This window comes from Paraburkholderia sp. BR10923, from assembly GCF_040948765.1.
Classification (GTDB): domain Bacteria; phylum Pseudomonadota; class Gammaproteobacteria; order Burkholderiales; family Burkholderiaceae; genus Paraburkholderia; species Paraburkholderia youngii.
Genome location: NZ_JBFPKO010000008.1, coordinates 369,512 through 392,370, shown reverse-complemented (window position 1 = coordinate 392,370; position 22,859 = coordinate 369,512). Strand labels below are relative to the sequence as shown.

18 protein-coding genes and 4 pseudogenes are annotated in these 22,859 nt (G+C 57.9%); 10 read left to right on the top strand and 12 right to left on the bottom strand.

Annotated features, from left to right (window positions below; genetic code table 11):
• The 4 genes and pseudogenes from AB3X94_RS18245 to AB3X94_RS18230 all read left to right on the top strand — a co-directional run.
• A pseudogene (locus AB3X94_RS18245) lies at positions 1-118 on the top strand (IS5/IS1182 family transposase); the annotation flags it as partial.
• 660 nt (positions 119-778) lie between these two features.
• A complete protein-coding gene (locus AB3X94_RS18240) occupies positions 779-1,348 on the top strand; it encodes a carboxymuconolactone decarboxylase family protein (protein WP_368612267.1) in 570 nt (189 codons plus the stop codon).
• 93 nt (positions 1,349-1,441) lie between these two features.
• A pseudogene (locus AB3X94_RS18235) lies at positions 1,442-1,864 on the top strand (cupin domain-containing protein).
• A gap of 575 nt (positions 1,865-2,439) precedes the next feature.
• Entirely contained in the window at positions 2,440-3,792 is a 1,353-nt protein-coding gene (locus tag AB3X94_RS18230) for an MFS transporter (protein ID WP_368612266.1), read from the top strand.
• 86 nt (positions 3,793-3,878) lie between these two features.
• On the opposite strand, the pseudogene AB3X94_RS18225 reads toward AB3X94_RS18230, so the two are convergent.
• Positions 3,879-4,508 (bottom strand): annotated as a pseudogene (locus AB3X94_RS18225) (transposase); the annotation flags it as partial.
• Positions 4,509-4,594: 86 nt separating this feature from the next.
• On the opposite strand from AB3X94_RS18225, the pseudogene AB3X94_RS18220 reads away from it, so the two are divergent.
• A pseudogene (locus AB3X94_RS18220) lies at positions 4,595-5,242 on the top strand (porin); the annotation flags it as partial.
• Positions 5,243-5,758: 516 nt separating this feature from the next.
• Here AB3X94_RS18220 and AB3X94_RS18215 read toward each other — a convergent pair.
• The 5 genes from AB3X94_RS18215 to AB3X94_RS18195 all read right to left on the bottom strand — a co-directional run bounded on the left by AB3X94_RS18215 (position 5,759) and on the right by AB3X94_RS18195 (position 11,519).
• On the bottom strand, positions 5,759-7,144 hold the full coding sequence (locus AB3X94_RS18215) for an MFS transporter (protein WP_184128546.1): 1,386 nt from the start codon (positions 7,142-7,144) through the stop codon (positions 5,759-5,761).
• 744 nt (positions 7,145-7,888) lie between these two features.
• Positions 7,889-8,677 (bottom strand): carboxymuconolactone decarboxylase family protein, encoded by a 789-nt coding sequence (locus AB3X94_RS18210; RefSeq protein ID WP_368612265.1) that lies wholly within the window; start codon positions 8,675-8,677, stop codon positions 7,889-7,891.
• Between the two features lie 17 nt (positions 8,678-8,694).
• Positions 8,695-9,507, bottom strand: coding sequence for an SDR family NAD(P)-dependent oxidoreductase (locus AB3X94_RS18205; RefSeq protein WP_184248040.1), 813 nt, complete (start codon positions 9,505-9,507; stop codon positions 8,695-8,697).
• Between the two features lie 61 nt (positions 9,508-9,568).
• Positions 9,569-10,645 (bottom strand): amidohydrolase, encoded by a 1,077-nt coding sequence (locus AB3X94_RS18200; RefSeq protein WP_368612264.1) that lies wholly within the window; start codon positions 10,643-10,645, stop codon positions 9,569-9,571.
• Positions 10,646-10,673: 28 nt separating this feature from the next.
• Positions 10,674-11,519 carry an SDR family NAD(P)-dependent oxidoreductase gene (locus tag AB3X94_RS18195; protein ID WP_368612263.1) on the bottom strand — a complete coding sequence of 282 codons (846 nt, stop codon included), beginning with the start codon at positions 11,517-11,519 and terminating at the stop codon, positions 10,674-10,676.
• Between the two features lie 264 nt (positions 11,520-11,783).
• On the opposite strand from AB3X94_RS18195, the gene AB3X94_RS18190 reads away from it, so the two are divergent.
• Positions 11,784-12,818 carry a substrate-binding domain-containing protein gene (locus AB3X94_RS18190; protein ID WP_368612262.1) on the top strand — a complete coding sequence of 345 codons (1,035 nt, stop codon included), beginning with the start codon at positions 11,784-11,786 and terminating at the stop codon, positions 12,816-12,818.
• A 242-nt stretch (positions 12,819-13,060) separates the two neighbouring features.
• Here the strand turns inward: AB3X94_RS18190 and AB3X94_RS18185 are convergent, their stop codons facing one another.
• On the bottom strand, positions 13,061-13,531 hold the full coding sequence (locus AB3X94_RS18185; RefSeq protein WP_176106136.1) for a hemerythrin domain-containing protein: 471 nt from the start codon (positions 13,529-13,531) through the stop codon (positions 13,061-13,063).
• A 170-nt stretch (positions 13,532-13,701) separates the two neighbouring features.
• Positions 13,702-14,610, bottom strand: a complete 909-nt coding sequence (locus AB3X94_RS18180) for a LysR family transcriptional regulator (protein ID WP_217709851.1) — start codon at positions 14,608-14,610, stop codon at positions 13,702-13,704.
• A 92-nt stretch (positions 14,611-14,702) separates the two neighbouring features.
• On the opposite strand from AB3X94_RS18180, the gene AB3X94_RS18175 reads away from it, so the two are divergent.
• The 4 genes from AB3X94_RS18175 (at position 14,703) to AB3X94_RS18160 (ending at position 18,543) form a co-directional block, all read left to right on the top strand.
• Positions 14,703-16,685 carry a flavin-containing monooxygenase gene (locus AB3X94_RS18175; protein WP_368612261.1) on the top strand — a complete coding sequence of 661 codons (1,983 nt, stop codon included), beginning with the start codon at positions 14,703-14,705 and terminating at the stop codon, positions 16,683-16,685.
• Positions 16,675-17,595 (top strand): oxaloacetate decarboxylase, encoded by a 921-nt coding sequence (locus AB3X94_RS18170; protein WP_368612260.1) that lies wholly within the window; start codon positions 16,675-16,677, stop codon positions 17,593-17,595. Before AB3X94_RS18175 ends, AB3X94_RS18170 begins: the two co-directional genes overlap by 11 nt.
• 328 nt (positions 17,596-17,923) lie before the next feature.
• Positions 17,924-18,142, top strand: a complete 219-nt coding sequence (locus AB3X94_RS18165; protein WP_084598330.1) for a type II toxin-antitoxin system Phd/YefM family antitoxin — start codon at positions 17,924-17,926, stop codon at positions 18,140-18,142.
• Between the two features lie 11 nt (positions 18,143-18,153).
• On the top strand, positions 18,154-18,543 hold the full coding sequence (locus tag AB3X94_RS18160) for a type II toxin-antitoxin system VapC family toxin (RefSeq protein WP_368612259.1): 390 nt from the start codon (positions 18,154-18,156) through the stop codon (positions 18,541-18,543).
• Between the two features lie 424 nt (positions 18,544-18,967).
• On the opposite strand, the gene AB3X94_RS18155 is transcribed toward AB3X94_RS18160, so the two are convergent.
• The 4 genes from AB3X94_RS18155 to AB3X94_RS18140 all read right to left on the bottom strand — a co-directional run bounded on the left by AB3X94_RS18155 (position 18,968) and on the right by AB3X94_RS18140 (position 22,772).
• Positions 18,968-19,810: an SMP-30/gluconolactonase/LRE family protein gene (locus tag AB3X94_RS18155; RefSeq protein ID WP_018434036.1), complete on the bottom strand. Its 843-nt coding sequence runs from the start codon at positions 19,808-19,810 to the stop codon at positions 18,968-18,970.
• A gap of 39 nt (positions 19,811-19,849) precedes the next feature.
• Entirely contained in the window at positions 19,850-20,140 is a 291-nt protein-coding gene (locus AB3X94_RS18150; protein ID WP_184225683.1) for a putative quinol monooxygenase, read from the bottom strand.
• Between the two features lie 68 nt (positions 20,141-20,208).
• A complete protein-coding gene (locus tag AB3X94_RS18145; RefSeq protein ID WP_368612258.1) occupies positions 20,209-21,681 on the bottom strand; it encodes an aldehyde dehydrogenase in 1,473 nt (490 codons plus the stop codon).
• Positions 21,682-21,734: 53 nt separating this feature from the next.
• Positions 21,735-22,772 (bottom strand): zinc-binding dehydrogenase, encoded by a 1,038-nt coding sequence (locus AB3X94_RS18140; RefSeq protein WP_368612257.1) that lies wholly within the window; start codon positions 22,770-22,772, stop codon positions 21,735-21,737.
• Positions 22,773-22,859: the final 87 nt, after the last annotated feature.

Here is a 22,859-nt window from a genome sequence, read left to right as displayed (position 1 = left end):
TCATAACTTTCGACGACTGCGCATCCGCTTCGAACGGCTTGCATTCATCCATGAAGCCTTCATGAAAATTGCCTGCTGCATCATCTGCTGGCGAAAGCTGAAGAACTCATTTTGTTAACGCCTCTTAGGGCAATGATGCTTGGCGCTGGGGCGTCTAGTTCAATCGATGGCGGATTTCTAGAATTGTTTCTGTCAGAACGCTTCACGCAACCCTGCCTCGAAAGCTTTCGTTAGTGAACTGGAGACGGTTGGAAATGTACGACGCGACGACGGAAACGCAGCTGGGGGAGGCTCGAGCATTGACGCCTGCGGAGAGCGTGACGCGGTGGCTGGAGTCTTTGGTGAGCCGCCGAATCAGACCGCCTACCAAAAACTTGCGCGAGTTGTTGGCCCGTGATGGTGCCCTTTAAGCGCCGGCGTGCAGGCGGGCGCTGACATGCACTTCGTAGAGTCGCCGCGCTCGATTGATGAGATTGCCGAGATCCGAAGACGTCTGCCTGGAAAGCGTGTGTCCAACCTGGCGTCGAGCGAAAAGACCCCGATCCTGTTCGTGGATGATGTGGCGCGTTGGGCTTCAGGCTCATGTTGGTTCCCAACTTCGCTACACTCGCAGCGATTAAGGCGATGAGAGAAGTGCTGACAGAGATTAAGTCAACTGGGGCAGTCGCTGGAGTAGTAGATCGGTGCGCGAGCTTCAACGGTTCACCGCCCTCGGTGGCCTCAGGAAATTGCAAGAGATTGAAAAGCGATATGGCGTTCCTTCACCCTCAACAACATTTTGAAACTGAGTATTGACCTTATGCGTATCTCAAAGTGGACCATAGAACAAAAGGCACAACCAGCTGAACTCGTCGAGGCGATCGTTGAGCGCCGTGGTGGCAAGCTTATAGACCTTGATCGCGCTCTGCTTTGGAGTGAACCGCTGGCCCGCGCCTGGAACGTGTATCTGAAGGGGGTGCGCACTGAGCTAGGGGTCAGCCGGAAGCTCCGGGAGCTGGGCATTTGCACCGTCGCGCTAATTACCGGTGCGCGCTACGAATATCATCACCATGCACCAGACTTCCTGGCTGCCGGTGGAGCGCAGGAAGAACTGGAATCATTGAAGGCATATCTTGAACGGAACAACATCGATGCGCTTCAGGGAATGGACGAGGACGAAGCGCTGGTTGCTCGCTATGCGGAACAGATGACGCGCAATGTACAAGTCGATGATGCCTTTTTCGAGACTCTGCGACAACGTTTCAACACGCAAGACCTCGTGGAAATTACAGCGTCAATCGCGACCTACAACATGGTCGCGCGCTTTCTCGTAGCACTCGGTATAACGCCAGAAGAAGAGATCAGGTAACGAATTTACCGAATCGCCAGCTCTTGACCCTCCTGGTCGGTTGCAGCCTGCCATTGACCACGCGAAGTTTTTAGACTCTGATGGTGCAAAAACATGACTGCGACAACTCACTTCTCTCACGTGCACCCCGGCGACACGGCGTTCAAAAGCGGCGGCCTGCGGGACTTTTTCGTTTATCGTGACCTTGGAATCGCCACGGCTACGGAAGGAAAAGTTGTAGCACATCTCGTCCGCGCGAACGCCGAACCCGAAGCGGGAACCGGATGGCACGTTCACAATGCCGAGTTTCACATCGTGTACATGCTCAAGGGCTGGGCGAAATTCATGTACGAGGAGCAAGAGACTTTAGTGTCCGCGGGTGATTGCGTACATCAACGTCCGGGAATCCGACACTTTCTATTCGACTATTCGTCGGACATGGAATATCTCTAGGTGGTTGGCCCGGCCGACTTCTCCAGCGTCGGCGTGGAAGGACCGTGTTCAGTGCCGGCGCCGAGCGGGTGGAGTAAGGACTGAGAGTTTCGGGTGAGGTCTCTTGTTGGTGCCATTCCGAAAGTGTGGATCAGTGTTTCCTGTCTTCACTGTGCCAACGTGCTTTCCATTGAGCGCAATGCTCGTTTGCGCTCCGTCGCCGGCCCACGCTTCCCCGTGAGCCTATACTTCTAGGTGGCGGCTCCCGCTGCAGCGTCAATCGATATTCCACTTGAAATTACCACTGATATGACGAACGATCGGAAAGTGCGAAGTGACGTCTCGTTGGACGGCGAGACGAGGAACCTGCTAGCAAATCTCGATGCGGTTTCTAAATCTGGAGCCTTCGACGAAACGCACCAAGCCTGCATGCGGCAGCCTCCAACTTCCGTAATCATCGATGTTTTCAAGCTTGCTTAGGTAATCGAGATGGAGGATTACATCCTGAGCGCCGAGTCGATGTTTGAACATCAAGGTAGAGACTATCGCGGTGTTCTTAGTCAAGTTTACCTCGCCTTGCAATTGAGCCTCATGACAAAGGCAGGAGATGCTTAGAATATTCCACTTCGCCGGCAGTAGACGCGGACAAAGCCGCTCAACTATAGTAAGGAGACGAAAATATGCAGACGCTCGAACAAAGCAAGTCGAGTGATGAAGATGAAAGCAGCGTCTATGCAATTGGACGTTCCGATGAATCTCTCGAACGGCGAACGATTGGGAGGGCAACAAAAAGGCTCGTTCCATTCATCCTCCTCTGCTATTTCATTGCATACCTGGACAGAACCAACATCGGCATTGCTGCGCTCCAGATGAACAAAGACATCGGGATCACTGCGTCGCAATTTGGATTCGGAGCGGGGCTGTTCTTCCTGATGTATTTTTCCATGGAGGTTCCCTCAAATATTTTGATGACCCGTTTCGGAGTTCGTCGGTGGGTCGCGCGTATCATGTTCACGTGGGGCGTCGTCGCGGCGGGAATGGCTTTCGTCAAGGGAGCGAATAGTTTTTACGCCATGCGGGCGCTACTCGGGGCGGCGGAGGCCGGTTTTTTCCCCGCAATGCTTTACTACTTGACCACATGGTTTCCTGCCGCGTATCGCGGCCGTGTGATTAGTTACCTGCAAGTCGCTGGCCCTATGGCGTTCCTCATTGGCGGTCCAATCTCAAGTGCTCTTCTCGGTCTCGATGGGTTTCTCGGATTACGTGGCTGGCAGTGGATGTTCATTCTCGAAGCGGTGCCCGCAATACTCCTCGCGGGGCTCGTTCTTTCCAGGCTGCCAGACAACCCGAAAAGTGCGAAATGGCTGCCCTTGGACGAAAAGGACTGGCTTACCTTCACGCTGGCCGCGGAAGAAAAGCGACGCATGGATGTCCGCCAGTACTCTGTACTGCAGGCGATGCTGGAACCGCGGATCCTCCTTCTGGCCCTTGTCCATTTCAGCATTGTTTTGACCGTGTTCGGCGTTGGCTTCTTCCTTCCACAGATTGTGAAGCACTTCGGCTTGGACAACTTCCGCACGGGGCTGGTGTCCACCATCCCGTACATCGCCGGATGCGCTGGCATTGTCTGGCTCGGCCGTCGGTCTGATGCCAAGAAAGAACGTCGGTTGCATACCGCCGTTCCGCTGTTCGTGGCGGCTGTCGCTCTGATCGCGGCTGCGACCACGCAGACGCTCGAAGTGAAAATGATAGCCTTCAGCTTTGTGGCATTCGGCGCGTATGGCTGTGTTTCGGCATTCTGGACACTTCCATCGACGTTTCTGAGCGGTACGGCGATCGCTGGAGCGATAGCCATTATCAGTTGTGTTGGAGCTTTGGGTGGTTTCGCGGGACCTTGGGTGATGGGTCTCGTAAAAGACGCAACCGGTAGTTTCTCCGGAGGGCTGTACTTTCTTGCAACGATGAACGTCATCGCAGCCGTTATTATCTTATCCTTGTCGAGCTTGAAAGAGTATGACGCGAAGAGAGGGTAGTAGAGTGGGCGGCGCGCTAGCGCCGCTAACAATTGATACTTTCGAAAATTTATAGCGGTCTTTGTCAACGTAGTTGCCGCGTCACTTCACGCACACTGCTTTAATTCGGTCCGAGGCATTCGCTCCGGATTGAGCCAGACTTCGTCCTTCAATTCCCAATTACGGATCGAGCGAAACCACCGTTGATGGTTGTGCGCCATGGTGCCATGGCCTGCGCATAGACGACTTCCCGCTGCGCCAACACTTCGGTAGCGACGCCGCTTTGACGCTGCGCCGGCGTGACGAATTTCAAGCCATTGTGTTTGTACTCGTGGTTGTACCAACGAACGAACTGCTGCGTCCAGGCACGAGACTCGTCGAGACTCGCGAACGCCTTGCGCGGGTAGTCGGGCCGGTACGTGCACGTGCGGAACAGCGCTCTCGGCGTACGGGTTGTCGTTACTCACGCGTGGTCGTTTGAACTAAGCCATCACGCCCAGGTTCTGGAGCGTGGCGAGCATCGTCACACCCTTCATCGCGCTACTGTTGTCCGAGTGCAGCACCAGAGGACGTCCCGCCAGCCCCTTTGCCGGACGCGTGCGCCGCATAAGCAACGCGGCAAGTTCTGCAGATTCCGCTTCCTGCACTCCGAGGCCCACAATCTCGCGGCTGAACACATCCAGCGCACATCAAGCAACTCGAGGAGGAGTTGCAGCGCAAGGAGAAGGCACTGGTAACGGATATGCCGCACTCGTAGCGGATATCCGCGGTTAGAGTTGCACCAAAACAGTGAACCTAGAAACAATCCTACGGAGATCATTCGATGCAAAAGTCGCTTCTCGCTCTGACAGCATTGGGCACATCTTCAGGCGTGGCTCACCCGCAGAGCAGAGTGACCCTTTACGGCTTCATTGATGAAGGTTTCAACATCAATGCGAATGCAGATGGCCACCACTTGTATAACGTGTCGAGCGGCGTGCTGTAGTGCAGCCGTTTCCTTCTGCGCGGCACGGAAGACCTCAGCGGTGGCGTGAAAGCTATCTTCGTGATCGAGAACGGTTTTGACGTGAACGCCGGCAAGCTGGCTCAAGGCGACCTCATGTTCAGCCGTCAGGCTTACGTCGGCATGTCGAGCCAGTTTGATATGGTCACGCTGGGTAGCCAGTACGACTCCGTCGTCGACTACGTCGGTCCGCTGGAAGTAGGCGACCAGGCGGGTGGCGCCATCGCGGCTCACCCGGAAGACGTGGACAACTTCAACAACACATGCCGCACCAACAACACGGTCAAGTACATAAGCGCGAACTACAACGGTCTGACGCTCGGTGGCACGTACAGCTTCGACGGCATCGCCGGCAACATGTCGGAAAACCAGATCCGGTCGCTGGGGGCCGGATACAGCAACCGTCCTCTCGTCCTCGGCGTCGGCTACCTGAACGCGCGTACACCGACAAACTCCGGTGGCCTGTTCAATAGCAGTGCACGATTCCATCCGACCAGACGGCATCGTCGCAATTTAGCATCGGTTAGATGTGTTGATGGTTCATCGACTTCCGCATTCTTAATTAACAATGTTCCGGAATCCGCATAACAGGTCTTTTTGGTTCTGGCGGAAAGATGCACCAGACTCCATCTCGGTGACGATAAAGGAACATCGCCTTCGAGCCTGTTCCATTGTCTGCGACAACGCAAACGTAATGCCCAATCCTCGATCGCCAATAGTGGCTGACTCTGAAGCCTCGCTCAGGGTCTGGCGATAAGCAATCTTGGATCATTGTCCTCAGTGATCGTCCTGCTATTTCCCATTCCCTTCTCCATTTGTTTCGACTTCATCATTCTTCTAGAAGCGGTTTCAAAATGAGTAGTGGGGATGTTGCTCACTTCATATCAGACAGGGCATTGATTGGACACGGTCGGATGAAGACCCAATCACTGTCACCGCGAGCAGCCGGCTGTACGCGTCGACCAGTTTTCTTATTACAGGACATTAGGTTCGAAGAGTGCCGGGGGTGCGTCGTTCCGGAATGCCGTGCAACCCTGACTCGTGCCCATCGTCGCAGACCGATCGGCTAAGCAAGACGTCCTTTGTCTCGGGCAGGAACTGAATCAGCAACAGATTTACTACCGCAAATCCAGTGACGTACCATCCTGGCGCGAGCGGTGTATTTAACGCGCTAATCAGCCAGGCACACATTAGCGGAGTGGTGCCGCCAAGGATCGCAACCGTAATCTGGTATGCAAGCGCGTGCGCTGTCGCGCGAGACTGCGTCGGGAACAACTCTGTACTTGTGACGGTGCACGTGGCTCCATACAGACCGATACCGATTCCAATTGCGATCTGGCCGAGCACCACCCAAGGTAGAGAACCATTGGCGGCCAACCAGACGGACGGGTAAGCGACCAATGCTATCCACAGAGCGCCAGCTGTCAGCAACCTTTTACGTCCGAAACGATCGCTAAGTGTTCCCGCAGCAGCGCCAAGCAAGGAGTACGTCAATATGCCGGCGCCATTTGCAAGTAGCGCAGTTTTTGAGTCTAGTCCAACCTGCCTCATGAGGAAGGTGTACATGAAGCCGAGGAGAAGGTACGCAGCCACAGCCTGGATAGGCATGAGCATCGCAACATAAAGCATCGACTTTCTTGCTGACCGCGTCAAGCCTCGATACTTGTCTTCAAACACTGCACTCTTGCGCGCCAACTCGTATTCAGCAGGATCGTCCAAACCTTTACGCATCACAAATCCGAATATACCGATCAGCCCGCCGAAGAGGAACGGGATTCTCCAACCCCACTCGAGATAGTCCGCTTTGCCGATCAAGCTTTGAAATCCGAGAAGGATCGCTGTCGCAATGGCCAAGGGGAGCGTCGCGAAGGTGAACGCAATGCCCACCCATTGGCCTCTACGCCCTTGAGGCGCCGATTCCACGATGTAAATCATGCTTCCGGTAAATTCACCGCCCATCGCCAGCCCTTGCGCGAACCTCGCAGCTACGAGCAAAATCGGCGCTGCAATTCCGATCGTGTCGTATGTTGGGAGTAACCCGATAGATGCCGTACCGGCAGCCATCAACCATATTGTGATCACGAGCACTCGGACCCGTCCGACCCGGTCCATCAAATAGCCAAACAGGACGCCGCCGAATGGCCGCGCGCCGAAGGCGACTGCATATACAGCGAATGTACTCAGGATTGCCGCTAGGGGCTGCCCCACTGGAAAAAAGTGCTTCGCCAGGAATGGGACCGACAGTCCAAATACAGTGAAATCGTAGATCTCACCAAGATTCCCGATGGAAATGGCGCCAATTTTGCGCACAGCTTCACTGAATTTCACTAGGATGTCTCCTGTTTGATCCTGTTTTGCGGCGTTTTTCATTGACGCCCGTTTTGAATTGGCATCCACGCGCGGTCGGGGATGTCTGAAGCATGCCGCGTACTAAATGAGTGGCGGGTATTTCTTGAGCCCATATCAAGTGCATAAGCTGCGTGAAGGCTCATTGGCTGGAAACGAACGCCCGATGTATTTGCGACTTCCGACACCAGGTCCGATAAGCAGAAGTTGAAGTGCCGGTCCTGGTCTTGCGAGCAGTGTTCTGTCCTGAATTCATTCTAGGACCGGGCGGCGGCGGATAACAGGCGGCCGCACGGTAAGGAACGTTGCCCCGGACGCAAAAGTGAGAAAGGCTCCTTGCTTGGCTAATACCTGTCGGCCACTGTCAAACGATCTAATGGTGCCCAATATCATCCAAACGACTCGGGGCTCAGTTCCTGGAAAGCGTAGGAATTGTCGGGTGAATCAGGCCGAGCGAATGCGCACGCCCGACCGGATCTCCCCCGGGGGCGGACGCGATGCGCATCACCAAGGCTATCCTAATTTCAATCCTATCGATTTCCGGGCGCGCTTGACGGATCTGAGCACAGCCGCCTCTCCCGGTACAAGACGGGCTGTCAAGCCGGTTGAAACGGCATCACTGCTCGGCGCACGGCCGGCGTCGGAGCGCCGAGAAGCTGCCGCTCCTTTACTTGAAAGGCGTCTCTGCTCCCTGCGCCGAAAGTCCGCCGGCGCCGCTATACGGCAAACAAAATGGCGTCTTTAAGCCGATTTCGAACGGGCTCCGAGTTACCGTCGAGGGTTGTCCTGACCGTAAAGCGCCTCGGCGCCAAGGATGTATCCAGACAGGCCGGTCATCGCAGCGAGATGGAAAACCTCGAGAATCTCGGCCCGGGTTGCTCCCTGCTTCAGGGCTCCTCGGATGTGAATGACCAGCCCCGGTTCGTACATGTGAGTCACCGTGCAGTCGATGCCGATGCAGACAAGTTCACGTTCTTTGTCCGTTAGTGAACCGTTCGTCCAGGGCTCGGCAGACAACTCTGCGAGAGCGGTGAAATAGTCCGGCATCGCCCTGACAATGACATCGCGCTGGTCGTTCCAAAAGCCGCGCGCGCGAATAAATTCTTCTTTGACGGTCTCCGATTCGGCAGTAATCGGCGGAAGCCCAGCATCGGGGTGGCCAAGCGACCGCAATTCGCGCATCAACACCGGCACCGCGAAGTACAGCGCGTGGTTAGCGATGCCGACGATCGTCAGCAGAACGTCGAATATGTCCTGCTCGGAAGCGCCTGCCGCGACCGCCCGATCGGCGTGCCGTCGAACTCCATCGCTATCGAGCGCCGTTGAGGTTGCGTGCAGTGCAAGAAGGACTAGCTCCTTCACGCGCGGGGTCAGCGCCGTAGCCTTTTGGGCCGATTGCCAGAAACGCTGAGCCGCTGCGTAGTTCGACGGCGCGATAGCGCGAAGCTTCTTCACTACCGCTGGTGTGCTGAAGATACCATCTAGATCTGCGGCGCCGTCAATGTTGGCCGAGCCTCCTGCTTCGCCTGCGCCGTCGAGATTTCGGTCGTTTATCATATTGATTTCCCGCTGTCTTAGTAGCCGATCCGCATGAGCATGCCGCCGTCCACGGGCAGGCTGACGCCAGTTATGAAAGAAGCCTCGTCGGAGGCGAGGAAGACTGCCGCATTGGCTACGTCCCAGCCAGTTCCCTGCTGCCCGCGCAAAGGCACCTCCCGGCTGCGCCTGGCCACCAATTCCTCTCGTGAGCCGCCGAGTAGTTTCACCCGCTGGTCGACGGACATCGGCGTGTCGATGATACCTGGCAGGATCGCGTTTGCCCTGATGCCATGCTCAGCATGTTGGATGGCCAGTTGCTGCGTGAATGCAATCAGGCCGGCCTTGCTGGTTCGGTAGGTAATGTTCGGCCGCGTTGTCTCGATGGCAGACACGGACGCCACGTTGATGACCACGCCAGACTGTTGCTGACGCATGATCGGCAGGACATATTTGGCAGCCATCACGGCGCCGCGCAGGTTAATGCTGGTGATGCGATCGAAGACGTCATCGGTGATCTCGTCGATGGGGCGGTCTCCACCCGCGATTGAAACACCTACGTTGTAAAACAGGATGTCGATACGCCCCCACCGCGCCACCGCGAATTCGGCAGCCGCTTTCAGACTTTCCGAGACCGTCACGTTCGATTCGAATGCTTCCGAGCTTCCGGCCGTATCGCCGGCGAGTTGGATCGTCTCGCGGGCGGAATCGAGATTACGATCGACAGCCAACACGGTTGCACCTTCCTGCATGAATCGCAGGGCTGTTGCTCTGCCCGTTCCTACACTTTGGCCCGGGAACTGCCCGGCGCCCACCACGATGGCAACCTTGCCCTGCAGTCGTCCACTCACGAATGTCTCCTGGTTGTAATCTGACCGAGCACTAATCTCACGTGCTGTTGGAGCCGTCTCATCACCGGTTCGATGACGACATAACCATACTCGACTCCGGCAAGCGATAGAACGTCTGTGCCGAGCGCCAGAATATGTTCGCCCTGTCATCACGGCTATATTCTGCCGTTAGTCTCTTGAGCGCGTTCAGGCCGATGCCATAGCCATAACTGCCTTTGTCAACGGGGAAGTTGCTGCCGTACATGCATCGGTCGGGCCCGAAGGTGTCGATGCACGTGTCGATCCAAGGGCGCCAGGCGTCGGCAAGCTCGTCAGAACTGGGCGCGCGTTCGCGGTCCGAAAACGCAAAACCACCAAGCCGCATCCCTAGACCGCTAAGTTTCACCATGACATTGGGACAGTCCGCTAGCTCCTGCAGACCCAGTTTCCAGTGCGTGAAAACCTCGGCTTGTCGATTCGCGTACGCTGCAATGCCGAGGACTCCGCCACAGTGGTTTAACACAATCTGGGTCTGCGGGAATGCGCGCGCAAGTCCGGCGACCCTCGAAAGCTGGTGGAAGAAAACCCAGGCTTCGAAGCTCAGCCCCAATGGGGCAAGATGCGCGAACCCGCGGCGGAAGAGGGGTTCGTCCATCATGGATTGCGTAGTGGGATAGAGGGGGTTCGTAAGCGAGGCGTCTGCATCCCAGGTCAGGGACTGTCGCACGCCTCTAAACCGACCGCCCGTGTCGATTGGGCCGCCAGCCAGCGAGATGTGGCGTTCCAGCACCGGTCGAATGGCATCCCCCAGCGTCAAATCCGCAAATCCAACAATCCCGGCGCAAACACGAGCGTCGCCGTAGATTCCACTCGCACTCATGGCGGCGACGCCGTTGGCGAATTCTGTTTCACCAAGAGGTTGCAAGTGCGCTGGGACATCAGCTCTAAGCATCGATCGGGCTTGCACGATTACCGTGGCGCGAACATTGTGGCCATCGCGGATATCGCACAGAAGATCGTCGAAAAGATACCGCGAGCCCGGCCGGTCGTACAGGTGGTGGTGCGAGTCGATAACTGGAAGGGCCGGATCCAACGCCATTTCGCTGTGCGTAGCCAACCATTCAGCGCGGACGGGCAGGTGCGTTGACGAGTTGGTCACAGCGCTTTTCTCGGAACAATGTTGCTGTTCAGCGGGCATCGGAGTCAACGTTCCCCGGTCGCGCTGCCGTCACTCCGCCATCGACGACGAGTTGTGTCGCCGTTATGTATCCTGCTTCGTCACTTGCCAGGAACACTACAGCATTCGCGACGTCCCACGCGTCGCCCATGCGGCCCATTGGAATGAGCGCATTGCGCTTGGTTGCCAGGTCTTCGGCATTCGCTGTACCAAGCTGCTGCGTGAGTCGATGCGCTACAAGTGGCGTATGCATCATTCCAACCACGACGCTGTTTACGCGAATGCCTTTCTTGACATAGGCGATAGCCGTCGCGCGGCTCAGTGTCTCGAGGCCAGCCTTCGAAGCGGCGTATGCCACGTGCACTCGTCCATCGACCTGAAAGCTCATGCTCGCAATGCTGGATACATTGACAATCGCACCTCCCCTGCCTTCCGCGGCGAACTGGCGTTCCATCACCGGCAGGACATGCTTGCATCCGAGGAATGCTGTCTTTAAATTTCGGTCAAGCTGACCGTCCCATTCATCGACCGACATCGAAACCGGCGTACCGGGTGCGCTTCCGCCAACGTTGTTGACAAGGATGTCTATGCGGCCGTATCGGCTAAGGCACTCGGCCACGGCTCTTTCAACCTCCTCGGTGGAGGTCATGTTGGCCAGCCAGCCGGTCCAGTCCGCGCCTGCTTCCTGTTCCATGGCGGCTGTTGTGCCTGATAGCGCCTCAGCACTATAGTCAACGCCGAACACCTTGGCGCCCTGACGCGCCATCAGGACGGCGGTCGCGCGGCCGTTTCCCCAACCTTCGGCGACCGAGCCAGCGCCCGCGACAAAAGCTACCTTTCCGTGCAGATTCAGCATGAGTTTGATGCCCTCCTTAATTAGAAGGTTAGAGGCGCATGAATTCTGCAGCAACTGGCGGACGCGGTAAGCACCTTGCGGTCTGTCGCAAGAATCGGATCGGAACGGCGCACGCGAAACCAACCGGATCGAACTCATCGTTAGCTTTGCTCAGTGCGCAAAGCTCCTTTGTCCGGTACAGACTGTCCTGGTTCAAGATTCGAGACTAGAGTCTGGCGCGGAGGCCAACGAGGCCGATAAAGAAATAAATTCTCAAGGAGACATATGGCTCTGCGCAACACTTCGCCCGGCCGCCGCGCGGTCGCTACCTTCTCGTTATGTGCGGCCGCACTCGCTGGCACGGCAAGCGCCGCAGACAGCTCAGTTTTGATCGGTGTCGTTTTTCCAACCCAGAATCAAGCTCGCTGGGCGATCGAAGAAAAAATCTTCGTCGCGCGGGCGCAGGCGAACGGCGACAAAGTAATCTTCCAATATTCGAACGAGAGTGCCGCGACCCAGAAGAATCAAGTCGAGAGCATGATTCAGCGCGGCGTCAAAGTCCTGGTGCTGGTAGCCATCGACCCGGTAGCAGCAGCCGGCTTGGTCAAGGAAGCCCAGGCCAAGGGCATCAAGGTCATTGGCTATGACCGCTTCGTCGTCGGCGCCACGCCCTCGTACAACATCGGACGCGACTACTATGAAACCGGCAAGCTTCAAGCCGCGACGGCGCTGCAAATTTCCCCCTCCGGCCAATATGCGCTTATTCGCGGCGATAAGGCGACCTTGGCGCAGGTTGAGATGTCGAAGGCCTACAACGACGTCCTAATCAACAAGGCGGGTATCAAGGTCGTGTACGACGCCCTGACTCCTAACTGGGAGACCGCATCAGCTCAGCGCGAGGTGGAGGCGGCGCTGCAAAAGAACCCGAACATTAAGGCAGTCGTCACCATGTGGGACGACGGTGGGCAGGCTGCGGTCCAGGCCTTGAAATCGGCCGGCAAGAAGCCCGTCGACGTCTACGTCTCCGGGACCAACGCTTCGACGCCGAGCTTGCGCTACATCGCGCAGGGTTGGCAGACTCAATCAGTGTGGGCTCCAATCGACAAATTGGCGCTGACAGCTGCCGATGTTGCGCACGCGCTCGGGACGGGGGCGGCTCCGCCTGCTCCGAGTGCGACCGTCAACGGCGTGCCGACCTACTATGCGCCGCAGGTCAATATCACCAAGGCCAACCTCTGCGAGTTTGTGAGAAAGATCGCCCCCACCGGTTGGGTGACAGCCAAGGAGGTCTTCGGCGCTGACAGCAAAAGCTGCAGCTGACTTCTACCTGGGTTGCGCCGACAGGACAAGGCCGCAGGAAACCGCGGCCTCGGCGCTGGCAGTGCCAGCAGGAATGAGGCGGCGTCAACTGGCAGACGGCGCTGGCGCCTCTCTTCCAGACGTGCGTGTTTCTTGTAAACGTGAAGAGCGGCGAGGGGTGCGCGCTCTACACAGCTGAGCGACTTCCAACTGCGCGGTCTGCATCAATCTCGTCTCTATTCAGCCATCTTTACCGATTGCGCCTAGTCTGCCGAGTGCACCGAGTGCAACGTAGACTCTTCCAAGGCCATGTGGTCATGCATAAGGAGGGCAAAGTCGTCAATTGCGGCGATCAGGTCCTGACCATCTTTCGCAGATGCGCCCTCCGCAGATGTTTCAAGCTGCGCTTGAATGTCCAACCATTGCAATTCGATCCAGGCGTGGTCTTCTCGCAGGCGTTCGATGACCTTGTGCACCGTCGCATCGGTGCCGGCCAGCAGTGGTGGAAAGACGAACTTTTCCTCGTCGTAGTGGTGCTCGCGTGAGGCTCCAGTGAAAAAGTCGATCACTTCGCGAACCTGGCCGCGGACAGTCTCGTTAGAAGGCGCGGTTGGAAGCAACTGTGCAAGCAGCTTGAGCCGCTCCAGATGTAGAACGATCGCCCGATGGGTCTCATCGAGAGATTCATAAACATTCATCGACATTGTTTGACGATTCGATGGCCTGGATTTCACGGCATTCTCCACACTTGGCACGTTACCAGTTTGCCGCATCCGCTGTTGCGTGGGTCGCCAAGGTCCTTGGCACGCCCCGCGAGAAGGCTCGGTGAAGCATATCGATTAACAGCGAGTCTGGTGGCCGGGAAAAAGGGCTCCTTTTGTGGTGCCATCCGGTTCTACCAACGTCAAGCGGGCTCGTCTCCGTGGCTGAAGGCCTCGACCAAAAAATCGACGAACGCTCGGATCTTGCGAGAAAGCCCACGGCTAGAAGGAAACACTGCATACAGATCGGCGTCGCCGGGCCGAGGGTTGACGATATAGTCGCCTAAAAGCTTGATCAAACGCCCATCTGCCAACGCGCCGCGCACCATCCATTCGTGCGCGATTATGATGCCAACGCCAGCCTCGGCCGAAGCCAGCAACACGAGGCCGTTGTCGGACCGGATGTTGCCGTGCACTTCAACATTCTCAATCTGCCCCGCGCGGGTGAAGCTCCATTGGTTGCTGTATGACGGAGCGGCGAACACCAGGCACTTGTGACGGCTCAAATCCTGGGGAGTTTGCGGTGGGCCGTAACGCTCGAGGTACGCCGGCGCCGCGCAGACGATTCGCCGCGTCGGACTGAGTCGACGGGCCACGATCTCGGCGTCGGGAATTGCTCCAAGCCACATTGCCACATCGATGTTGTTGGCAACCAGATCGCATCGCTCGTCGTTAACGGTGATGTCTAGTTCCAGCTCAGGATGGCGCGCCAGAAAGGCCGGCAAGGCTGGGACAACGACCGTCGTTCCGGCTGTTACGCGCAGCCGCACTCGTAGAACGCCTTTGACTTCCTCATGTATCGACGTGACCTCGGACTTCGCCTTGTTCAAGTCGTTCACGATCGCCGTTACCCGTTCGTAAAACTGACGCCCGGCATCGGTGAGCGCCAGGCTGCGAGTAGTGCGGTTGAGCAGGCGGGCTCCCAGTTCGTCCTCAAGGGACTTGACCTGACGTGCCACGGAACTGACCGAATATTGATTGCGTGCCGCGGCTGAGAAGCTTCCCGCCTCCACGACCTTGATGAAGGTTTTAATACGTGCGAAGTCGTCCAACAGATGTCCCCTCGGCAGTCGATATAAATAAGCGTTGATCTTTGCGCGCAAGGCAAGGGTCATTGGCGCGCACGCGGCTAGGCGCATGCCGCATGTTTCCCTACATTAAAGGGCATCGGGCGAACCGGCAATACGGTGTCTCGCCTACTTATTACGACTGGAGCATCGCGATGGCTGAAAGTTCTTACGGAGTCAAGGAATCGTCCGTTCAATCCATGCCGGATATCGAGCGTGTGCAGCACTGGCTGTCTAGTTTCGACGAGGCGCTGCGCGGACTTGACGCGTCGGCTCTGGAGGCGCTGTTTATCGAGGATGCCCATTGGCGCGACCTGCTCGCGTTCACTTGGACCATCACGCCATCAGACGGCCGTAAAGCCGTCGTTGACCGCCTACTGAGCGAGCAACCACGCGTTCAAGCTCATGGTTTCAGAATTGCCGAGGGTCGGACCGGCCCACGGCGTCTGACGCGGGCCGGCGTAGAAGTGGTAGAGGCCATCATGCACTTCGAAACGGCCGTGGGCCGGGGACAAGGCGTCCTGCGCATGCCGACCGCTAATCCGGGCCGGGCCTGGGTGATCAGCACGTCATTGCGCGAGCTCAAGGGCTTCGAAGAGCCGATTGGGCCCAATCGACCGGATGGGTCGCAACAACGTACTTTCGGCGGTGAACCTTGGGGCGAACGCAGAGCCAAGGATCAGCTCTATGTCGACCGGGAGCCAGCGGTGCTCATCGTCGGCGGCGGTCACAACGGCATCGAACTGGCCGCGCGGCTGCGTCTGCTAAACGTGGATGCACTCGTCGTGGAGCGGCTTCCGAAGGTTGGCGATGTCTGGCGGCGGCGGTATAGCGCGCTGGCGCTACACAATGGTATCGAATTGAATCACCTGCCGTACTTGCAGTACCCGTCCAGCTGGCCCCGGTATCTCCCCAAAGACATGCTGGGCGATTGGATAGAGTCGTATGCGAGGACGATGGAGTGTAACGTCTGGACAAACACGACGTTTGTCGAGGGACGATTCGACGAGAAGCGCGGCGTCTGGAACGCCCGGGTGCGACTAGGCGATGGGACGGAGCGCATACTCCATCCGCGCCATCTGGTATTTGCCAACGGCGTGGTGGGAGAGCCCAATGTGCCAGACGTACCGGGGCTGAGGGACTTCAAGGGCGAACTCATTCACTCGCATCACTTTGACAGCGGTGCGAAATGGGATGGCAAGAAGGTCATGGTGCTCGGCGTGGGCAACACTGCCCATGACATCGCGCAAGACCTCCACGCCCATGGCGCAAAGGTCAAGATGATTCAGCGCGGGTCACTGACGGTGTTTAGCGTGAAGTCGGCCAGTATCAACCATTCGATCTATTACAACGAAGGGCTGCCACTCGATGATTGTGATCTGATCGTCAGTTGCAACACATTCGAGGTTCTTCTGCGCGGCTACAAAATTGCCACGCAGCGCATGCTCGAAAACGACAGGGAACTGCTCGATGGGCTTCAGGCCAAAGGCTTTAAGCTAGACATTGGTGCAGAGGGTGGTGGTCACCAAATGAAGGTTCGTGCGAGTCACGGCGGCTACTACCTCAATGTCGGATGCTCAGACCTCATCGTCAACGGCGAGATCGGCCTGTTGCAATACAGCGATATCGAGCGGTTCGTTCCCGACGGCGCTTTAATGAAGGACGGTCGGATAGAGCCGGCCGACCTGGTCGTCACGGCCACGGGCTATCAGTCGCCCCATGCGGTCGTGCAGCAACTGCTGGGCAATGAAATCGCGCAGAAGCTCGGCCCGGTCTGGGGCATGGACGAAGGCGGAGAAATGTGCAACATGTACAAACCAACGCCGCAAAAAGGGCTGTGGTTCACCGGCGGCGGATTCGCCCAGGCGCGCATCTGGACCCACTACATTGCGTTGCAGATTAAAGCACGCGAGGCTGGTATCGTCACCGACGAAAGGCTTCCAGAACCGCCGAAGCTGCATCCGATGACTGGCAGAGCGATTCCCTATGGCCAACAATCTCCGGCGGCGACCACTGCGCTGGCCTCGAGTGGCGCAGCGGCTGGCACCGATGGACTCTAAAGATCAAACCCGCACGGCTTCCCCCGGGCGAAAGCTGCGGGCGCTGCTACGGTCCGGCCGAACGCTCATTGCCCCGGGCGCCTTCAGCCCGATGCCAGCCAAGCTGGTGGAGCAGGCGGGCTTTGAGGCCGTCTACATGCCGGGGGGCGGTACGGCAATGGACCGCCTCGGCGTCGCAGATCTCGGCCTCATCTCGATGACGGAAATGGTGGCTAACGCCGCCGCGATCGCCCAGTCCGTCAGCATCCCGGTGATTGCGGACGCCGACACGGGTTTCGGCAATGCACTCAACGTCCAGCGAACGGTGCGGGAATACGAGCGGGCTGGCGTCGCGGCGATCCATCTGGAAGATCAGCAGTTCCCCAAGCGATGTGGACACCTTCTCGGCAAGAGTCTGATCCCGCTGGAGGAAGCGGCGCTGAAAATTCGCGCGGCTGTCGAGGCACGCTCCGATCCGGACTTCATGATCATTGCGCGCTGCGATTCACTGGCGGTTGCGGGCATGGACGAGACCGTTCTACGTTGCAAGGCATATCTGGACGCCGGCGCGGACATGCTGTTTGTCGAATCGCCAAGCACACTGGAACAGATCGCGCAAATTCCTCAATCGATCCCCGGTGACCATCTGTTCAACGTGGCCGCCAGCGGCAAGACGCCGTTTCTAACGCCGGACGAATTATGTCGCCTCGGCTACCGGTTAATGATTCTGCCAAATTTCACCACCCTGGTCGCCATCAAGGCCATGGCTGAGGCGCTGGCCGAGATTCGGCGGGTAGGCACCGTTACGACCATCCTTGATCGATGCGCCAGTTTTTCTGACTTCACCGCGCTCGGCGGGCTGCCCCGTTTGCGGGAACTCGAGCAACGCTTCGCACCTTCGACGCAGATGCCCGCGGATCGCATCGACTGAGAGCGCTTTCATGCACATTCCCGGATGGACGTCCGAGCTTAAGCCTCAACCAGACGAACTGCTCAGGGCAAATTGGAGCGTCGCGGCGGGGATCCACGTACGGGTCAATTCGTGGAACTTGCTACGCCAGCCATCACGAAATCCAATATCGCGAAATGCGTACCACAATGATAAGAGGCGTGGGGGCGAAAGAGATCACAAGGCTCCTTTGTAATTCACGGAGTGGTGCTTCTTGCCAGCTTGCCTCGACCGGCCGTTGCGGATAAAAGGTGGCGCTTTTGTAAGCCGCTAGTAGCAGCTATGCGGTGAGTGAGATCGGGGAGATAAGATGGAAAAGCGCATCTCGAAGGCGACGTTTAAGGCTAAAGCTTGTGAACTGTTCCGCCAAGTCGAGGCTCTGGGTGAAAAGGTGGTTGTGACGAGTCGTGGCAAGCCAACCATAGAAATTCGCCGTTATACGTCGGGTCGCGATGATCCGATAGACGTTCTTCGTGCTGGAATCGTGTACTTCGATCCGGAAGCCACACCCGACCTAACTCAGAGTTGAGAGAGCGCTCCATGATTGTGCTCGATACTTGCGCCTTGCTGCTATGGCTGAGCGACCAGGGCAAGCTGAGCGTAGCAGCTCGTGAGGCAGTCGAGCGTGGAATGGAAGCGGGCGAAATTGCGATTTCGAGCATCAGTGTGCTTGATGTTGGCAAGTTCATCGAAGACGGGCGACTCGCATTATCAATCAGCACCCGACGCTGGCTGTTGACATTGGCAACGATAGAGGGGATGCGCGTGATTCCCGTCGATTTTTCGATCGCCGTACGGGCGGCGAACATTTCGGTGCCGCTCACGTCTCATCAAAAAGTCATCGTTGCCACGACCATTGCGCTTGGTGGTGCACTCATTACTCCAGACGCTTATTTACGAACGCACACCTACGTAGACTCAATTTGGTGAGCGCAGCGGCCTAGGCCGAACGGCGGGTTTGTCGTTGGCCCCTCGTCATCGGCTTCGATTTGTCCATACGAGGTTTGGTTACGGCACACCTTTCTATGGCGTAGCGCAAAGGTCGAGGCGATATGTCTTGATCGCGTTACCGCGAGAGATTTTCAGTCAATCTCATAGTGGTCCACTTTCTCGTGGCCCTTGCTATTGCGCCCGAGAACTGGAGGACTGGCGCCGCAAACCGCCGCTTACGTCCCGCAAGGGTACGCAACGACTGCGCCCGCCGGGGGCTGTGCGAAAGCGCTCGGACCGGTAAGCGTCAGCGTTAGGCGGTATGTCGATCGGGACTTACTTCGTCGTGGTCGACATACCGTCAAACATTAGTTCTCTCCAGCGAAATCGGACGAATGCCGCGCACTATCGATAGTGAATAAGGTTAGGCAGGCTGCCCAACATCGATCTTTGCGCTGAATAGCGCGCTTTTTGGTTTTGCCAGTGCCACTTCCTCGTTGGCGCCCAGGAACGCAGTCATGTAGAGGGTGCGACCGTCCTCCCCTCCAACAACGCAAGATATGGCGCGCCCGTCGAAGGCAAAGCGATCGGTGATCTCTCCACCGTCAAGCACACGAAGGATCTCGCCCGAGTTATAGCAGCCGACCCAAATTGCACCCGAGGCATCGGCGCACATGCCATCGGGGCCACGCTCCCCCAAATGTGCGAAAACGCGTCGGTTGATGAGCTTGCCGTCGGTCGTCAGATCAAAGGCCGTCACGCGGCCCACCCAGGTTTCGTTGACGACCAGAGTGCGGCCGCCATTGATAATGACAGCCCCATTGGGGAAGTCCATGCCCGTAGCGATTTCGGTGATGCTGCCATCTGGATCGACGCGGTGCATCCTGGCCGGCTGTGGCGCCTCACCTTTGTTGTAATGGTAGCCGTAGTTACCGAGGTAGATTCGGCCGTTCGCGTCGATCGCGAAATCATTGATCCAGTAGGGAATGACGGCTGAGAGATCCGCGTAGACGGAGAGCTCGCCGTCTTTCCACTGCATCAGTTTTCGGTCCCCGTGCGAGGAAATGATCAGCCGGCCATCCGGCATGAAACCCAGACCCGCGGGCATCAAAGGGATCTTGCACACCAGTTCGCGCTTGCCCTCCGGCGTCACCGTATAGACTGCCCGGCCGAAAACGTCTGACATCCAGATCTTGCCGTCTCGCCACTTCGGCGCTTCCAGGAAGCAGAAGCCGTCGGCTACCAGTTGCGCTTGTCCAATTCTCACGGTTTGTCTCCTTGGTCTTCTAGATGCGTGGAGTGCAAATTACCGCACATGATCCAGAGCGAAAAACTCCGCATACTCAAGCCAGTCGCTCGCAAGCTTTCGGTAGGCTTCAATGTGAGGCGCGGCGACATGGGCCTGGAATGCGGTATCGTTCGCCCACCGCTCAATGACGACGAAGCGCCTCCCGTCGTTCCTATCCTGATGCAGATCGTACTGCAGGGCGCCGGCCTCATTGCGAACCGGATTGACGAGCCCCTCGAGCGCTGCCTTCAGACGCTCTTCGTATCCGGGCTTGGCGATTGATATGGCGACGACTGACACTTCTGACATGGAACACCTCTGGATGGACAGAATATTTTGAGAATGCCGAAACCCGCGCGACGCTCGTTGTGCGTGAACTAGGGGCGAGGGCAGTAAGCGTAGCCCTCGGGTACACCGATCGCCTTGTATTCAAAATATGGCTCGAACCCTTCCGGGCCAGCCTCGCGTCCTAGCCCGGAGGCCTTGACTCCGCCTATTGGCGAGAGGAAGCCAACGCCGCAGCCATTGATCTCGACGATTCCAGTCTTGATGCGCTGTGCGATAGAAACAGCGCGCTCGACGTCAGCCGAGAACACGGCGCCGTTGAGCCCATATTGAGAGTTGTTGGCGATGGTGACGGCATGATTCTCATCGTCATAGCAGAGGATCGACAAAACCGGGCCGAAGATCTCTTCCTGCGCGATAGTGGCGCCAGGATCGACATCGGCGAACAACGTGGGCTGTACGAACCAACCATGTGAGAGGCCCGGCGGAAGGCCAGGCCCACCCTTGGCGAGGCGCGCGCCCTCCTTGATGCCTTGGTTGATATAACCGGACACACGGTTCATCTGTCGGCTCGACACCATCGGACCAATCTGGGTCGAGGGATCATTCGGATCTCCGACGGGCATCGTATCCAGCAGCGCCCCCAGCGCCTCGACGACGTCGTCCCTGCGCCGACGAGACACCAGGATGCGGGTCTTCAGGCTGCAGATCTGGCCGGAGTTGCGGAAGGCACCGACGCGAAGCTTTTCAACGGCATCCTCAATGTCGGCGTCGTCGAGAATCAATGCGGCCGATTTGCCGCCTAGTTCGAGCGTGATCGGGCGCAGCAGCGCGCCGCACCTTTCGGCCAGATGCCGCCCAGCAGCCGTTGATCCCGTGAACGAAACCTTGTCGACACCAGGGTGGAGCGCGAGATACTCGCTCGGGCCCCGGTCGGCAGGCAGCACGCTGACCACACCCTCCGGAAAGCCTGCTTCGTCGAGCATCTCGGCCAGGAGCTGGCCGGACAAGGCCGTTTCCGGCGCTGTTTTGACAATGACGCAGCAACCCGCGAGCAAAGCAGGGCCCAGCTTCATCGTGATGCTCATCATGGGTGCATTCCACGGCACGATGGCGGCTACCACGCCTTTGGGCTGACGGAAGACCTGACCTTGGCCCGTTGCCGCTTTGCGCAGCATGCTAAGGGGTAAGTCGCGAGCGATCTCGATGAAGGCGTCGAGCATCAACAGCGGGATCTGCGCCTGTTGGGTCAGCGATGCCGTGATCGGGCTGCCCATCTCACGCGTGATGACCTCCGCGACTTCACTGCGTCGGTGGGCCATGATGTCACGTAAGCGCGCCACCGTCGCGATCCGTTGATCCATGGACAAATTTGGCCAGGGCCCGAAATCGAATGCGCACCGCGCCGCAGTGACCGCCCTGTCCATGTCAGCCGGTGAAGCCGCCGCGACACTCGCAATGACACTCTCCGTCCACGGCGAGACGATATCGATTCGATCATCGCTAGCGGGTGGCAGCCACCGGCCGCCGATGTAAAGACTGTTATCGCGTGCTTGCCAGTTCATAAAGTCGTTCCCTTCCATCAGATCAGGTGGGTCTTTTGAGGTAGGTTCAGCGGTCAGAAAAGGAACACGCCCTTACCGCTCGACTGTGCGTCGAGTACCCGATAGGCTTGCTCCGCTTGATCCAGACGCCAGCGGTCGGTGAAGAGGCGATCCAGGTCGAGGTTGCGGGAAACGATGAATTCGGCGCATTGATACTGTTGCACGGTCGACATCGTGTACGAGGTCATGACCGTAACCTGGCGGTCCAGTAGTGCGCGAGTTTCAATAGAGACCTTGCTGCCGATGCCGACCATGCAGACTTTCCCCCAGACGGCGGTGCTGTCGATGCCCGCCTGAGCGGCCTGCGACGAACCGGTGGTCTCGACGACCATCTCGATCCCGTGGCCCGAGGTCAGGTCTCGCAGCGCCTCACAGACGTCAACGTCGTTGGCATTGATCGTCTGCGCAGCGCCGAATGACTTTGCGAGAGCGAGGCGATCATCGTCGAGATCGATGGCAATCACCCGGGCACCTCGGGCGGTTGCCAGCATGGTCGCCGAAAGACCTACGGGCCCTTGGCCAAAAACGGCGATGGTTTCATTGCCACCGGGTTTCAGACGCTCCAGCGCCCCCCATGCCGTTCCAGTCCCACAGGCAATGGCAGCACCCGCCTCGAAACTCAGTGACTCGTGCAGGCAGACCAGCGTCGAGGCCGGCACCTTCATGTACGGCGCGTGCGCGCCATGCGCATTGGCACTGTACGTCGTGCGGGTCGCGGGACGGCACAGTTGCGGCCAACCCGTCCGGCAATGCGCGCAGGTTGTGCAGCCGTGGTAGTGGTGCACCATCACGCGATCACCGGGCTTGGCGACATGCTTCGGCACACCTGGTCCAACTTCGACGACGACGCCACAGGGCTCGTGACCGCCAATGAAGCGTCTTTCGAGCGGGATTTCGGAATCGTGGGGCGCCCGGTACGGATGCAGGTCGCTGCCGCACATGCCGGATGCTTTAATCTCGACCACCACCTCACCGTGGGCCGGCGTTGGGTCATCAACCGACGCGAGGACGACCTGGCGGTCACCAAGAAAAAACAAACCTTTCACGCCCATCTCTTTCCGCTGAAGTTGCGCAAACCAGGCGCCAGATTCATGGCGCTGGATGAGTTCTTGTTCTTGGACCTATCAAATAAGGGCATC